Consider the following 15369-nt stretch of genomic DNA (forward strand, 5'->3'; position numbering starts at 1 on the left):
ACCTACGTCACATGGTTAGGAAGCCGATGAGAACAGAGACCAGCGCCCGCACCTCCGAAGCAGGCACCGCGCAGACCGCGTCCGCGCATGTCACCGCGGCACTGCGGGACTTCCTCGACACCGATCCGTATGCCGATGCCTCCGGTTCGGGCGAGGTGATGCGCGGCGTCGAACCGTTCACCGGCCAGGAGGTCGACCGGTTCGCCCGGAACACTCCCGACGACATCGAGGCCGCCTACGCCACGGCCCGCATCGCAGGCGAAGCATGGGCCGCCCAGTCGGTTCAGCACCGGGCGAAGGTGCTCACTCGACTGCATGCCGCTCTGGTCCGGAATGAGGATCTGCTCCTCGACATCATCCAGTACGAGACCGGCAAGGCCCGCATCCACGCCTATGACGAGATCCTCGATACCTTCAATGTGCTCCGCCACTACGGGGTGATGGCCGCCCGGTATCTGCGTCCCGAACGTCGCCGCGGGGCGATCCCCGTGCTCACCCGCACCGAGGTCACGCGCACCCCGCTGGGCGTGATCGGGTTCATCACACCGTGGAACTACCCGCTGACCTTGGGTGCGACCGACCTGTTCGCGGCCCTGACCGCCGGCAACGCCGTCGTCCACAAACCCGATTCGACGACGACGCTGACCTCGGTGTTCATGCGCAGGCTGGCCATCGCCGCCGGTCTGCCCGCCGAGGTGTGGCAGCTCGTGCCCGGCCCGTCCTCCGAGGTCGGACCTGCACTCATGGCCGGTGCCGACGGAATCTCGTTCACCGGGTCGACGGTCGCGGGACGGTCGATCGCCGCCGAGGCGGGGCAGCGTCTGCTCCCGGCCGCGCTCGAGCTCGGGGGCAAGAATCCGCTGATCGTGGCCGCCGATGCGGATCTGGAGAAGGCCGTCGAGGGCGCCGTGCGCGGATCGTTCTCATCGGCCGGGCAGCTGTGCATCTCGATCGAGCGCATCTACGTCCACGAAGACCTCTATGAGACCTTCTGCGCCCATTTCGCCGAGGCGGCCCGCGCCCACCGTCTCAGCGCGGAGTTCGAGTACGGCCCGGACATGGGCACCCTGGCGGGACCGAAGCAGCTCGAGACGATCACGGCTCATGTCGAACAGGCCCGCAGCGCCGGTGCCACGGTGCTCGCCGGCGGGCACCCGGTGCCCGATCTCGGCCCCTATTTCTACGCCCCGACCGTGCTCACGGATGTTCCCGCCACGGCGGAGCTGCATCGCGAGGAGACCTTCGGCCCCGTCGTCTCCGTCTATCCGGTGCCGTCGGACGCCGCGGCGATCGCTGCGGCCAATGACAGCGACTACGGACTCTCGGCTTCTGTGTACTCCCGTTCCCACGGGCGTGAGATCGCGCGGGAGGTCGAGGCCGGAATGGTCAACGTCAATGAGGTCTACCCGGCCAGCTGGGGGTCCATCGACGCTCCGGCCGGAGGAGTCAAGGCCTCGGGGATGGGCCACCGGCACGGACCCGAGGGCCTCTACCAATTCATGCACTCGCACACGATCGCGCAGCAGCGCCTCCACCCGATCGCACCGGCCGGTCCTCTCGATCAGAAGACGTTCGCGAAGGCCATGACCGGCGCGCTTCAGGTGATGCGGTCTCTGCGCATGAGATAGGGCGGCGGCCTTCACCGGCGAATATAGGTCACCACCGGATACTTCTGGCGCCGAAAAGTATCCGATGGTGACCTATGTTTCGGACCGATTGTCCCATTGCGACCTATTCTCCTGCCCGGGCCGGCCGCAGGAGGAGCCCTGCGGCGTCGGGCAAGGCTCAGTTGACAGCTGAGCAGTGGGACTCAGCTGACGGAATCGAAGAATTCGTGCGCCACCGGTACGGCCGCCTCGGCGCCGAATCCGCCGTCTTCGACGAGGACGGCCACGGCCAGATCTCCCTGGAACCCGGCGAACCACGAATGTGTGCGCGGCGGGGTCTCCTCGCCGTATTCGGCCGTTCCGGTCTTGCCGTGGACGGGGTCGCCGGGAACGTCCTTGAGCGCAGTCGCAGTGCCCTCGGTGACGACCTTGCGCATCATCGTCGAGATCTCCTTCGCCGCGTCCGCGTCGAGCGTCGGGGCATCGCCGTCGCTGCCGTCCTTCGCACCCTGACGGCCGTCGCCGCTCTTCGCCTCGTCGAGCGCCTCACCGAGGACGAGCTGCGGGGCGACCGTCTCCCCCGCCTCCACCGAGGCGGCCATAGTCGCCACGGCCAGCGGGCTCGCCTGCACCTTGCCCTGACCGATCATCTGCGCGGCGTGGGTGACCTCGTCATCGTCGGCCGGCACCGAGGCCATCTTCGCGCCGATGGCCGAGGTGTCACCGAGCATGCCGAGCTGGGCGGCGGCCTCGGCCACCTCGTCGCCGGTGACCTTCTCCGAAGAGGAGACGAAGGCGGTGTTGCAGGAGTGTGCGAAGTCGTCGGCGAAGCTGACGGTGCCGAGCACTTCGTCTTCGGCGTTCTTGAAGCTCTTGCCGCCGATGTTCACGGTCTTCGGACAGTCGATGTCGTCATCCGGTTTCACCCCGGCGTCGAGGAGTGCCAGACCAGAGGCGATCTTGAACACGGAACCGGGAGGGTACTGACCACTCAGCGCTCTGTCCCAGGCCGCTCCTGCCGGGTCGTGGTTGGCCACGGCGAGCACCTGGCCGTCGCTGGGACGGATCGCGACGACGGCGGCCGGTTTCTTCGCGGCCGCCGCCGCGTCGTCCGCGGCGGTCTGGATATCGACGTCGAGGGTGGTCTCGAGATCCTCACCGTCCTGCGACTCGAAGGCGTGGAGGCTCGTCAGCTTCGTCTTTCCGCCATTGTCGTCGGTCGGATCGCCTTTGGCGAAGACTTCGACGCTGCCGGGTCCGCTGAGGCGGGAATCGAAGGTCTTCTGCAGGCCGGTGCGGCCGACGATGTCACCGGCGATGATCTCGCCCTCGGAGTTCTCGATGTCTTCGGCGCTGGCGGGTCCGGCCGAACCGAGCGTGGCCTGCGCGAACCCGCGAGACCGGGTCAGAGTCTGGGTGTCCTCGGAAAAGAGCACCCCCGGCAGATCGTGGATGGCGCTCTTGACCGATCTGTAGTCGTCTTCGCGCAGGGTCACGACGGGGACGAGCTGATTGCCTGCGGCGTCGTCGACGGACTTCTCGAGGTCAGCGGCGTCGAGGTCGAGGGAGTCGACGCCGTCGTTGAGCCCGCTGACGAGTCGGCCGATGGTGTCGGGCTCCAGGCGATTCGGATGGACGCCGATGTCGATGACCTTCCCCTCTGCCATGAGCACTTCGCCATCGGCGCCGAGGATCTTCCCGCGTCCGCCCGGATTCGCGCGCAGTGCGAAGCGGCCGCCCTTGCCGAGCTTCGGGTGGACGGCCTGCTCCGTGAGATCCGCCCACCAGAAGAGTCCGTTCTTCTCCAGGGGCAGCTGGGAACTGTACTCCCAGGACTCCCCGTCGTTGTTCGCCCAGCTCCAGTCGAGTGTGGCCACGGTTCGCCCCTCGACCTCGGTGATGTCGTCGACGGTGACCGACCGCAGGTCGACTCGCTTGCCCAATGCCTTCGTGACCCGGTCGAACAGACTCTGAGCGAGGTCCTTCTGGTGCCAGACCTCCGAGTTCAGCTGCTCTTCGGCGAGGTCGTGGGCGGCGGCCTCGGCTGCCGACGACTTCGTCATCGGAAGCCGGAAGAGCGCGAAGACCCCGGCGCCGAGCAGCAGAACGAGGACGAGTGCGACGGCCAGCCAGACCCGGGACTTCTTCGACATGGGACCATCCTCTACCGAGAGGTGTCCGATGTCCATTGCGCTGAGCCGAGACCGCCGGTCAGCCTGCGTCGGGGACGACGGTGTATTCGAGGACGGGACGTCCGGCCGAACCGTACCGGGGACGCCGCTCGAGCATGCCGGCGTCGGCCATGGATTCGAGATAGCGACGAGCGGTGACTCGGGAGACGCCGAGGCCTTCGGCCAACTCGGCCGCGGACTGACCCGGGTTCTCGTTGAGCAGCTTCTTCACCTCGGCCTGGACCGCATCGGGCACGCCCTTCGCAGTCGCTGCCACGGTGTGGGTGCGCAGAGCCGAGATCGCCTTGTCGACCTCGGTCTGGGTGACCTCGCCGTCGTTCGAATCCCCGCCGAGGCGGTTGCGGAAGGACGAATATGCCTCGAGTTTGGATTTGAAGACGGGGAAGGTGAAGGGCTTGATGATGTACTGGGCGACCCCATAGGACAGAGCCTCCTGCACGATCTGCATGTCGCGGGCCGCGGTGACGGCGATGATGTCGACGTCGACGCGCTGACCGCGGATGCCACGGCAGACCTGGAGTCCGTGCCCGTCGGGCAGGTTCATATCGAGGAGGACGAGGTGGATGCCGGAGGACTCGAGGCCGTAGATCTGCCCCGTGACAGCAGCCATCGCCTGGGTGGCGTTCTTCGCCACTCCCGCGACGTGATAGCCGTCGATGCGGTCGATGTACTTCGCGTGAGCACGGGCGGCGACCACCTCGTCCTCGACGACGAGCACACCGATGCTCGATTCAGGCGTAGTTGTGTCCGACATGCCGCCAGTCTATCTTCACCTGTTTGACAGCGCCCTGGATCGTGTTGCAGTCCCGTTACATCGAGTGGTGTTCGACTTGGCCTGCACTACCGGGGTCGGGCAGCCACACCGTGAGCACTGCGCCCTTGAATCGGTCGCAGTCCTCTCCACGGCCCTGCACGTCGACGGCTCCCCCGAGGCGGCGGACCGCCTGCACGACCAGGGACAACCCGACTCCGCGGGTCCCCGTCTGCTGACGTCCCTGCCCCTGGTCGGTCTCGACGCCGTCGTGCTTCGTCGACCAGCCGCGTTCGAAGATCGCGTCGAGGTGCTCCTCATCGATGCCCGGACCGTCGTCGCTGACTTCGATCATGAATCCGCCGGGACCGCCGGAACCGGAGAGCTCGACATGGACCCTCTTGTCTTCGGACAGAACATCCTGCCTGCTCAGAGCGTCGAAGGCATTGTCGACGAGGTTGCCGAGGATCGTGGCGAGGTCGCGATCATCTCCGCCGAGGTTGCCCGTGAGGTCCGCGGTGTCCACCGTCATCTCGATGCCCGCCTCGGCGGCTTGGGAGATCTTGGACAGCAGCAGGGCCGAGAGGACGGGGTGGTCGAAGGTCATCGACCCGTCCCCGTCGACCCGGTTGAGATCGTCGATGTCCTTGGCCGCGAAGTCGATGGCCTCGTCGACGTGCCCGGTCTCGAGCAGGGACACGACCATGTGCAGCCGGTTCGCGTATTCGTGGGTCTGCGCGCGCAGGGAATCGGAGAAGGACCGCACGGAGACGAGCTCGCCGGAGAGTTCGGCCAGCTCCGTGTGATCGCGCATGGTCACGACCCACGTATCGCTGGCCGCCTCGGTGGGCTGCTGATTGACGACGAGAACGCGGTCGTCGGTGTAGTGGATCTCGTCGCGGGCCCACCGGCCGGACGCGAGCAGATCGTGCAGCGCCTCGGGCAGGTCGAGTTCGCGCAGCGGCATCTCCTCCGCCGAGGTGGGGCCCGGGTCCGCGTCGTCACCGGCGGGAGGCATGCCCAGCAGTTCCCGGGCCTCGGTGTTGATGAGCACGATCCCGCGGGCTCGGTCGACGAGCAGCAGACCTTCGGAGACCGCCGTGAGCACGGAGGAGTAGAAGTCGAGCATGCTGCGCAGCTCGTCGGCGCCGTAGTCGCCGGTGACCCGGCGCAGGCCTCGCGATGTCACCCACGACGAGCCGATGCCGAGGATGAGGGTGAGCACGGCGATGCCGATGAGCCATTTGCCCTGTGCCATGAATCCCTCGCGGACCGAATCGGCGGAGCTGCCGACGATGACGGCGCCGACGACCGTGTCGGACCTCATGCCGTCGACGCCGACGTGTTCGGCGTAGACCGGGGTGACGACGTACATGGTGCCGTCGGCCGGGCCTCCGTCGTTGATGAAGCGCACCGTCGACTTGCCCTCCTGCAGGGCCTGTCCGTCGACGGCCTGGGCCAGCTGATCGATGGAGTCCTCGGGGATCTTCCCGGAATCCGCCGAGGCGGTCTTCACTTCCAGCGCCTGCTGGCGTCCGGGAGAGCCGAGCGTCGGCGGGGTGAGCAGGAAGTCGATGGGCACGACCGCGGCGATGTCGAAGCCGTATTGGCTGATGACGTTGTCCAGCAGCGTCTGGACATCGTCGCGGGATTCGGTGTCGAGGTAGTCGTCTTGGCCGACCTCACCGGTGCCGACGAGGCCGAGCGACATCGAGATGTTGTCCGCGGCCGACCGCAGCAGGTCCTGTTCGCGTTTCGTGTTCAGCTGGGAGAGCTGGAGGTAGAGCAGACTCGTCGTGAGCACCATGACGCCCACGAGCATGATCGAGTTCGCGAACATGATCCGCCCGGCCGCGGACAGGCGGACCCACCGACTCAGGCGGCCCACCGGTCCGGCGGGCCCCTGCGGCAGCACGGTGCGCTTCTTCTTCGGCATGGAAACCATTGTGCCACCCGCTCAGGGGCCGCCTGCCGCCTCGGCCTGCCGGGCCGGCTTGCCGCGTCGGGAAGCCAAGTCATCCTGCCGCGTCAGGCGGCCAGATCAGCCTGCCGGGTCGGTCTGCCGCGTCAGGCGGCCAGATGAGCCTGCCGGGGTCAGAGCGCCAGACTGATGGGTCCGGCGGGGACCGCGGAGCACACGAGCACCTCGTCGCTCTCGACTCGGGCGGCGGGTTCGATCGGGTAGAGCACGGACCCGGCGGCCAGGGAGACCGAACAGGTTCCGCAGGATCCGCCGCGGCAGGAGCTCGGCGACCGGAATCCGCGTGCTTCCAAGGATTCGAGCAGAGTGCCTTCCTGCGGCTGCCAGACGAAGCTCGTTCCCGAGTTCTCCAGGGTCACCTCGGCGGGCGAGCACGCGGCGATGGCCTCGCTCATGCCCGTGTTCGGAGAGGCGAAGGTCTCCTGGTGGACCGCGGGAACGCCGGCCTCGTCCGCGGCGGCGAGCACGGCCGCCGTGAAGTCGCGGGGTCCGCAGACCATGACGTTGTCGCAGCCGGCCACCCAGTCGACGAGGTCCCGGTGGCCCGGTCGACCGGCCGTCGCGGTATCGCGGTGGTGGGTCTCGACGGGCACGGCGCCCGAGCGGACGCGGTCCTGCAGCCGATTCCACAGACATGCGGTGCGGTGGTCGCGGTCGACGTGGACGAGTCGGATCCGATCGGTATCAGGCAGGTCGGCCAGACCGTCGCTGCGCAGCAGTCCGAGGCTCGGGGTGATGCCGATTCCGGCTGTGATCAGGGCCGTTGTGCCGCCGAAGACGCGTGAGGCGGTCATGGTTCCGTGCGGACCGGAGGTCAGGATCCGCTGTCCTTCGTCCAGCGACGCCACGGCGCGCGAGCCCTTGCCCTGGGTGCGCACGGCGATGCGGACGATGTCGTCGTCGACGTCGGTGATCGTATAGGTCCGCCAGAACGGTGCGCCGAGGTCGAGGTGGACGCGCAGATTGGTGCCCGGTTCGTCGAATTCGCGGATCCAGCCGAGGTCGTCACGCAACGCCACCTCGACGATGTCGTTGCAGATCTGCCGGCGGCCGACGACGGTCATGAACCGCGGAGTCCGCGCGACCTTGATCAGTTCGCGCGGGGCCGGTCCTTCGACGGTGATCTCGTCGCCGGCCGTGACGTCGCCGGTCTCGAGGATCTGTCCGTAGATTCCGCAGTGCAGGTGCCCGCAGGCGGAGTTGAGCAGCCTTGGGACGTTGACGTCGACCTCGGTCGTCGTCGGGTTGACGGTCGTCGCCGGGCAGCGTTCGATCGTCGAGCGGATCGCCAGTCGCACACCGCCGAGGCGGATGACCGAACCGATGAGCGCGAACTCCTCGAACGGGGCGAGTCCGTCGACGAGGATGTTGCCGCGGAACCGCAACGAGTCGAGCTCGACTGCATGATCGGCTGCACCAGTCGCACGATCGTCCGGAGTATCCGCGTCAGCCGACGTCGGACCTACCGATTCCGCGCTCAGGCCGAGGGCCCCGCGGCCCTCATCCGTCTCGGCGATCGCGGCGACCGTGGCGGGGTTGATGAGAGAGATTCCCGAGCGCTGCGAGTCGAACATCCCCTGATCGGCGACGGCCAGGCTGCGCGGGAATGTACCCTGTGGGGGTATCCGTTCGGAGAGGAAGCTCGCCGAGGCGGCCCTGCCCTCGTCGTCATCCGTGGAGAAGGTCGTCGACTCCCCCGTCGGGGACGTGAGGGTCACGGTCGCGGAAGCATCGTCGATCGCCTCGGCGGGGGCACTCCGGTCATCCGGATCGGGCGCGGTTGCGGATTCGGCGCCGACCGCCTCGGGGAGGGCCACTGCGACCTGCCACTTCTGCAGGTCGGTGTCGTTCTTGAGCACCGTGAAGGCGGAATACGAGTGCCAGGCGTCGACGGGAACGTCGAGGCTGCCGTTCGTGAACGCCGCGATCCGGTCACCGCGGATCCCGCGGTCCTTGACCACTCTGGCCTCGGTGAGCTCCTCGGCGGGGAATCCCTTGACCGGGAACCGGAACAGTCTGGCAACATGCATAATTCGATTGTAGGAGCCGGAGAACACGGAACGGTCGGGATGAGAGCAAACGCACAGCCGCCTCGGCGAGGGTCGATCTTGATTTATACCCTATAGGGGTATACGGTGTATTCATGACGGAGCACCATGGATACACCCCGCAGAAAGACGCTCTCGCGCAGAGGATGAAGCGGATCGAAGGCCAGGTCCGCGGCATCGGGAAGATGATCGATGACGACAAGTACTGCATCGACATCCTCACCCAGGTCTCCGCCGCGACAGCCGCGCTGCACGCGGTCTCCATCAACCTCCTCGAAGAGCACATCGCTCACTGCGTGGTCGACGCCGCCTCATCGGGCGACGACGAGGAAGCGCGGAAGAAGGTCGAGGAGGCATCAGCCGCCATCTCCCGACTCATCAAGAGCTGAAGCCGCAGACCGCGTCCGCCCCATCGGGGTGGAACGACGCCTGAGGTCCGGACGTCGGGACAATTTCACCGCTGATAGGAGAGCACGATGACGACCACCACCATCACCGTTTCGGGAATGACCTGCGGACACTGCGAAGCCGCGATCAAGGACGAGCTCGGGGCGCTTGCAGGCGTCTCGGACGTCGCGGTCGACCTCAACGCCGGGGGCGATTCCCCGGTCACGATCACATCGTCGGCCGAACTCGACGACGCGGCGATCCGTGCCGCCGTGGATGAAGCCGGCTATGAGGTGAAGTGATGCCTCGCGAGCTCGAGCTCGACATCACGGGCATGACCTGCGCGTCGTGTTCGGCGCGGATCGAGAAGAAGCTCACCCGCCTCGATGGGGTCAAGGCGGAGGTCAACCTGCCGCTGGAGACCGCGCATGTGGTCATCGACTCCGAACTCAGCGACGACGACATCACCGGCGCCGTCGCGAAGGCCGGCTACGGTGCCACCGTGCGCCGCCCCGGCGCGGGCGGTGCTGGAGGCGCCGGTCCGGAGATCGTCGACTACGATCCCCGCCATCTGCGGCCGCGCTTCATCGGCTCACTCATCCTGGCCGTCCCGATCGTCGCGATCTCGATGGTCATGAGCTGGCACTTCGCCGGGTGGCAGTGGGTTGTCGCGATCCTCGCCCTGCCGGTCGTGACCTGGGGTGCGTGGCCGTTCCACTCGGCGGCGTACAAGGCCGCCCGCGGTGGGTCGACGACCATGGACACCCTGGTCAGCGTCGGCATCACCGTCGCGAGCCTGTATTCCTACTTCACGCTGGGCCGGGCCGTCGCCGACGGTCACGGCTGGACGATTCCCGCCGAATACCATGTGTGGTTCGAAGCGGCCGCGGCGATCACGGTGTTCCTGCTCATCGGCAAGCTCACCGAGGACCGGGCGAAGAACCGGGCGACGGCGGCGCTCAAGGCGCTGCTCGACCTCGGCGCGAAGTCCGCAACCGTGCTGCGTGAAGGTGATGCTGCTGAGGGTGCCGCGGATGCGACTGCGGACGGTACTGCTTCCGGCGCTGCCCTCGCTGCCGGCGCGAATGGCGACCGCGTCGAAGTGCAGGTGCCGATCGACGAGCTGACCGTCGGCGATGTCTTCCTCGTCCGTCCCGGTGAGAAGATCGCCACCGACGGTGAGGTGCTGACCGGACATTCTGCTGTCGACGAGGCGATGCTCACCGGCGAATCCGTTCCGGTCGAGGTCGGCCCCGGCGATTCCGTCACCGGAGCCACGATCAACACCTCGGGTGTGCTCGAGGTCCGCACCACCCGTGTGGGTGCCGATACGACCCTGGCTGCCATGGCCGACCTCGTCTCTCGCGCGCAGAGCGGGAAGCCTGCCGTGCAGCGGTTGGCCGACCGGATCTCGGCGGTGTTCGTGCCGATCGTCTTCGGCATCGCGATCCTCACCCTGCTCATCTGGGGATTCGTCACCGGAGACTGGGCGGCGGGGCTGCATGCGGCGCTCACCGTGCTCATCATCGCCTGCCCCTGTGCCCTGGGCTTGGCTACGCCGACGGCGCTGGCGGTCTCCTCGGGGCGCGGATCCCAGCTGGGCATCCTCGTCTCCGGGTCCGAGGCGCTGGAGTCGACGCGGTCGATCGATACGGTCGTGCTCGACAAGACCGGCACCCTGACCACCGGCGTGATGAGCCTGACCGGAACCGAGCTCTCACCCGCGGACTTCGCTGTGCTCGCTCGTCTGGAGTCGCGCAGCGAACACCCGATCGCCCGTGCCATCGTCGCAGCCGCACCCGAGATCGTCGGGGCGGGTACTGCGGAAGCGGGCTCGGCCGAGACAGGCTCGACTGAGGCGGGCTCGGCCGCGACAGCGGTCGCGGATTTCGAGAACATCGCCGGCGGCGGGCTGCGGGCCACGATCGACGGCGCCGAGGTGCTCGCCGGGCGCCCGGACCTGCTCCGGGAGCGCGGGATCGCGGTCGACTACCCGACCGATTCGGTGCCGCGCGGAGCCACGATCGTCGCACTGGCGATCGACGGGGTCTTCCGCGGGCTGAGCTACGTCTCCGATGAAGCCAAGCCGACAGCCAAGGCGGCGATCGACGAACTGCATTCGCTGGGACTGAGCACAGTGCTGCTGACCGGGGACAATGCCCAAGCCGCCGAGGTGGTCGCCGAGGCCCTCGGGATCACCGAGGTCCGCGCGGATGTCCGCCCGGAGGGCAAGGTGTCCGTGGTCAGCGAACTGCAGGAGCAGGGCCGGGCCGTCGCCATGGTCGGCGACGGGGTCAACGACGCCGCCGCTCTGGCCGGTGCCGACCTCGGCATCGCGATGGGGTCGGGCACGGATGCGGCGATGACGGCATCGGACATCACCATGGTCAAGTCCGATCCGCAGCAGATCCCGCAGGCGATCCGGCTCTCGCGCCGGACCTTGGGGCTCATCAAGGGCAACCTGTTCTGGGCCTTCGCCTACAACACCGCGGCGATCCCGATCGCGGCGTTCGGACTGCTCGATCCGATGATCGCCGGCGCCGCAATGGCGTTCTCGTCGGTGTTCGTCATCCTCAACAGCCTCCGCCTGCTCCGTTTCTCGTAAGCGCGGCGGGGCCTCCGGCGACGGAGCTGCGGCGAGGTCGGTGCCCACATCTCAGCGCAGGGGCCTAGCGCCTCAGCGCATGGGCCGGAGGCCTCAGTGAAAGGTGGCCGCTTCTCAGTGCAGTTCTCAGCGCAGCCCCCGGCGTCTCAGTCAGGTCTGGTGCGGCTCACCGCATGACCGGGTAGGACTGGTTCTGATTCTGCGTGTCCTTGCGCATCACCCAGTTGAGGTAGCTCGTGAAGCCCGACACCAGCACAAAAGCCGCTCCGGCGTAGACGAATGCATAGCCGAAGGCGCGACCGTCCTGCCACGCTCTGGTGACGATGATCGCGAGGACGAGAGTGACGATTCCGCAGACGGCGCCGACTCTGATCGCATCCTTGTAGGACACCGTGCTGGTGGGCTTGCCGCCTGTGGACTTCTTCTTCGGGGTGTTCGAGGGCGCCATGCCCTCCATTCTACCGGTCCGAGCTGAGAGCCGAGGTGGCCACAAGCCGCCTTGAAACCGACGGATCCTGCCTCGCCCGGCGGATCCGACGACGCCGGCGACCCGCCTGAGCCGACGATCAGGTGGACTACGGGCTCGGAACAGGCAAAAATGAGGGTGTGCCCGTCACCGTCAGACGCGCCTCCGGGGAGGCGCTGTGCTCATCTCTCTCCAGCCAGGCCCCGCCTGGCCGTGAACCATGCGCAGGCACTGCGACTCGGTCCGCCGTCGGCCCCGGCCCCCTCGACCCTCGCCCTTCGACACCCCTGTCTTCGACGCCCTTCCGCCGCACCGCCCGCACTGCCACGGCGCTCCTCCTTGCGACAGTCATGGCCCTCACCGTCACAGCATGCGGCCCCGATCGCGGTCTCAAGGTCTCCCCCGAGGGCAACCCCTCCCCCTCTCTCTTCGCCCCCAACACCGAGGCTGCGGGCGAAGCGAATGAACCGTTCTCCCTCGACGAAGTCCGCACGGCCATCGAATCAGCGTCGGGAGTTGCGGTCACCGGCCGCGCCACGAAGACGGCCGAGGTCGTCGCCGACTGCAAGGACTGCCTGAAGTTCGCGTCGCCGTTCCTCAGCGGTGAACAGAAGTTCCAGCTGGTCACGGTGGCCAACCCCAAACAGCGGAACGAGATCATCGCCGGTGCGGTCATCAGCGATCACAGGGGCGAGCCCCGCCTCGAGCTCATCGCCACCGGCAATCAGCTCAAGGTCAGCCCCGGCAGAAATGGGACACTGGTGGTGCAGGAGGCCATGTTCGCCGACGGGGACAGAGCATGCTGCCCCTCCGGCTGGTCGGTGCAGGTGTTCCGCATGCACGACGGTAGGTTTGAACCAGGTCAACGCTTCACGCGGCTAAATGGAGAAACGTAATGCACATAGTTCTGGTCGAGGATGACGAAGTCATCCGTGAGACGACGCAGATCGGACTCGAACGCTTCGATTACACGGTCTCGGCATTTGCCGACGGCCGCGAAGGGTACGAGTTCGTCTCCGCCAACGGCGCCGACGTCCTGCTTCTCGATCTCATGCTGCCGACGATGAACGGCGCCTCCATCTGCCGTGCCGTGCGCGAGCGCTCGACGATCCCGATCATCATCATCTCCGCCCGCTCCGACGCCATCGACATCGTCCAGGCCCTCGAGGCCGGAGCAGACGACTACCTCACCAAGCCCTTCGACATGCAGGTGCTCAACGCCCGCATCCGCGCGGTCGTGCGTCGGTTCATCACCACCGGCACCGACCGGTTCGGCTACTCCCCCGCACCCGAAGCGGATGAGCATCACGACACCGTGATCGGCCCCGGCGGCATGGTCACCGGCGACGGCATCCCCGAGGTCCTCGGCGCCAGCCCCGGCATGGACACCCGGGATCGACTGCGAGCGCAGCTCGAATCCGATGACACCTACCTCGGTGCCGGTGGGAAATTCACCACCGCCCCCGAGGCGGACGACGACGAAGAGGCGATCGGCGGAGTTCCCCCTCGCCCGAGCGGCTCCCCCACGGTGGCCGCGGAGACGTCCGATTCCGACGGCGGGCTCGGCCAGTTCCGCACGCGACTGGGGTCCCTGGTCCTCGACACCGGCCGGCTGACGGTCGAGGTCGACGGGGAGGAAGTCCACCTCACCCCGACCGAACTGCGGGTCCTCCTGCTGCTGACCGAGCAGCCCGAACACGTGTATTCGCGGGAGAAGATCGCGTTCACGGTGTGGGGCTACGAATGGGCCGGCGACTCCCGCGTCGTCGACGTCCACATCCAGCGCCTGCGGAAGAAGATCGGGGCGAGCATGATCGAAACCGTTCGCGGATTCGGTTACCGCTTCGCAGGCTGATCGCATGTCGCTGCGCTGGAAGATCTCTCTGCTCATCGTCGCCTCGGTGATCATCGCCGTGCTGTCGTGCTCGATCGTGCTGCGCCAATCCGCGGCACGGGCCGAGGACGACCGGATGCGTTCGACCGTGACGGAGCAGCTGACGAATGCGACGGCCATCTTCTCCGAGACCGGGGTACTCACCCTCAATGCCCGCATCGATGATCCGGAACTGCCCAAGGAAGCGCGCAGGTCCGCGCTCAAGGGTCAGAGCGTGACGATCCGGTCCGAGGTCGACGGTGAGGAGATCGTGTGGGCCGCGGCCCCCATCGAGGTCGGTTCGCACACCCAGGTGATCTCCGTGCGCGCCTCGACGAAGGACAGCCAGGAGCTCATCGGCCGCATCGACCAGGCGCTGCTGGTGGGAATGATCGGCTCCGCCCTCGTCGTCGGCGGCGTCGGATCGATCGTCGCCGGCCGCATCTCCCGACGGCTGACGCTCGGTGCGCAGGCCGCTAGGAAGATCGCCGCCGGAGACACGACGACGCGCATCGCCGATGTCATCGACGAATCCGATCAGGAGGTGTGGGCCTTCGCCACGGCCGTCGACACCGCAGTGGCCCGCCTGACCGAACGCATCGACTCCGAGCAGCGCTTCACCGCCGACCTCGCGCATGAGATGCGCACCCCGCTGACCGGGCTGGTCAACGCCGCGAACCTGCTCGAAGAGGATTCCCGCCCTGCCGAGCTCGTCAAGGACCGGGTCGTGCGCATGCAGGTCCTCGTCGAAGACCTCCTCGAGGTCTCCCGGCTCGATGCCGGACGCGCCAACCCGGAGTTCACCCGCGTCGACGTCGATCAGGCGATCCGGTCCCTGCTGGGCACGATGGAAGCCTCGGGCGCCCTCGCCGGCCATGAGATCGACACCCATCTGGCGGCGCTGAATTCGACCCTGGTCACCGATGTCCGCCGTTTCGAGCGCATCGTGTCGAACCTGCTCGTCAACGCGATCAAGCACGGCGGAGATCCCATCCGCCTGGAGACGAGCACGCGCAGCATCGTCGTCACCGACTCCGGCTCCGGCTACCCACCGGACATCGTCAACACCGGCCCGACCCGCTTCGTCTCCGCCGGCGGCGGCGGAATGGGACTCGGTCTCGTCATCGCGCAAGGGCAGGCCCGCCTGCTCGGAATCACACTGATCTTCAGTAACGATCCCGTAACAGGGGGTGCGCGGACCGAAGTGATCTTCCCCGAGGACGACGCCCAGGAGCGCGCCCTCCGACAGTACATCGAGAGCCGATCCGAATAATCTCGCCGAGGCGGCCCTCACCTTGGTTCAGGGCGCTGAACTGGAATGACGGCAGGAACTCGAGGTTGCGCTGAAATCGACCTGGGTATCGGCCGACCGCCCGCGAGTGCGACTCGTCACTAACATATGACAGGTTCGATATATTCCCGTTACACTTTTGTGATGTAGTTTTGGAGTCGTCGGAAC

At 67.2% G+C, this 15369-nt stretch carries 12 protein-coding genes; 7 read left to right on the forward strand and 5 right to left on the reverse strand.

The window, feature by feature from the left end; all coding sequences use genetic code 11:
* Positions 1–26 precede the first annotated feature (26 nt).
* Positions 27–1628, forward strand: a complete 1602-nt coding sequence (locus tag CXR29_RS16410) for a succinic semialdehyde dehydrogenase (RefSeq protein WP_127365109.1) — start codon at positions 27–29, stop codon at positions 1626–1628.
* A gap of 182 nt (positions 1629–1810) precedes the next feature.
* On the opposite strand, the gene CXR29_RS16415 is transcribed toward CXR29_RS16410, so the two are convergent.
* The 4 genes from CXR29_RS16415 to CXR29_RS16430 form a co-directional block, all read right to left on the reverse strand.
* A complete protein-coding gene (locus tag CXR29_RS16415; RefSeq protein ID WP_127365110.1) occupies positions 1811–3760 on the reverse strand; it encodes a penicillin-binding transpeptidase domain-containing protein in 1950 nt (649 codons plus the stop codon).
* Positions 3761–3818: 58 nt separating this feature from the next.
* Positions 3819–4553 (reverse strand): response regulator, encoded by a 735-nt coding sequence (locus CXR29_RS16420; RefSeq protein WP_101554425.1) that lies wholly within the window; start codon positions 4551–4553, stop codon positions 3819–3821.
* 55 nt (positions 4554–4608) lie between these two features.
* Positions 4609–6486 (reverse strand): sensor histidine kinase, encoded by a 1878-nt coding sequence (locus CXR29_RS16425; protein WP_127365111.1) that lies wholly within the window; start codon positions 6484–6486, stop codon positions 4609–4611.
* A gap of 158 nt (positions 6487–6644) precedes the next feature.
* Positions 6645–8561, reverse strand: a complete 1917-nt coding sequence (locus CXR29_RS16430) for an MOSC domain-containing protein (RefSeq protein WP_127365112.1) — start codon at positions 8559–8561, stop codon at positions 6645–6647.
* 113 nt (positions 8562–8674) lie between these two features.
* On the opposite strand from CXR29_RS16430, the gene CXR29_RS16435 reads away from it, so the two are divergent.
* From CXR29_RS16435 to CXR29_RS16445, 3 genes are all read left to right on the forward strand, one after another.
* Positions 8675–8968 carry a metal-sensitive transcriptional regulator gene (locus CXR29_RS16435; RefSeq protein ID WP_127365113.1) on the forward strand — a complete coding sequence of 98 codons (294 nt, stop codon included), beginning with the start codon at positions 8675–8677 and terminating at the stop codon, positions 8966–8968.
* An 87-nt stretch (positions 8969–9055) separates the two neighbouring features.
* Positions 9056–9268 carry a heavy-metal-associated domain-containing protein gene (locus tag CXR29_RS16440; RefSeq protein WP_101554428.1) on the forward strand — a complete coding sequence of 71 codons (213 nt, stop codon included), beginning with the start codon at positions 9056–9058 and terminating at the stop codon, positions 9266–9268.
* The gene (locus CXR29_RS16445) at positions 9268–11571 is read left to right on the forward strand and encodes a heavy metal translocating P-type ATPase (RefSeq protein ID WP_127365114.1); all 2304 of its coding nucleotides are present in this window, start codon (positions 9268–9270) and stop codon (positions 11569–11571) included. Before CXR29_RS16440 ends, CXR29_RS16445 begins: the two co-directional genes overlap by 1 nt.
* Before the next feature lie 166 nt (positions 11572–11737).
* On the opposite strand, the gene CXR29_RS16450 is transcribed toward CXR29_RS16445, so the two are convergent.
* On the reverse strand, positions 11738–12019 hold the full coding sequence (locus CXR29_RS16450) for a hypothetical protein (protein WP_127365115.1): 282 nt from the start codon (positions 12017–12019) through the stop codon (positions 11738–11740).
* A 158-nt stretch (positions 12020–12177) separates the two neighbouring features.
* Here CXR29_RS16450 and CXR29_RS16455 point away from each other — a divergent pair, with 158 nt between their 5' ends.
* From CXR29_RS16455 to CXR29_RS16465, 3 genes are read left to right on the forward strand one after another with little or no spacing between them, the layout of a single operon-like run.
* A complete protein-coding gene (locus tag CXR29_RS16455; protein WP_025779101.1) occupies positions 12178–12933 on the forward strand; it encodes a hypothetical protein in 756 nt (251 codons plus the stop codon).
* Entirely contained in the window at positions 12933–13892 is a 960-nt protein-coding gene (locus CXR29_RS16460) for a response regulator transcription factor (protein WP_127365116.1), read from the forward strand. The genes CXR29_RS16455 and CXR29_RS16460 overlap by 1 nt, the downstream gene beginning before the upstream one ends.
* Before the next feature lie 4 nt (positions 13893–13896).
* Positions 13897–15183, forward strand: coding sequence for a sensor histidine kinase (locus tag CXR29_RS16465; protein ID WP_101594056.1), 1287 nt, complete (start codon positions 13897–13899; stop codon positions 15181–15183).
* Positions 15184–15369: the final 186 nt, after the last annotated feature.

It is taken from the genome of Brevibacterium linens, from assembly GCF_003999335.1.
GTDB classification, from domain to species: domain Bacteria; phylum Actinomycetota; class Actinomycetes; order Actinomycetales; family Brevibacteriaceae; genus Brevibacterium; species Brevibacterium linens.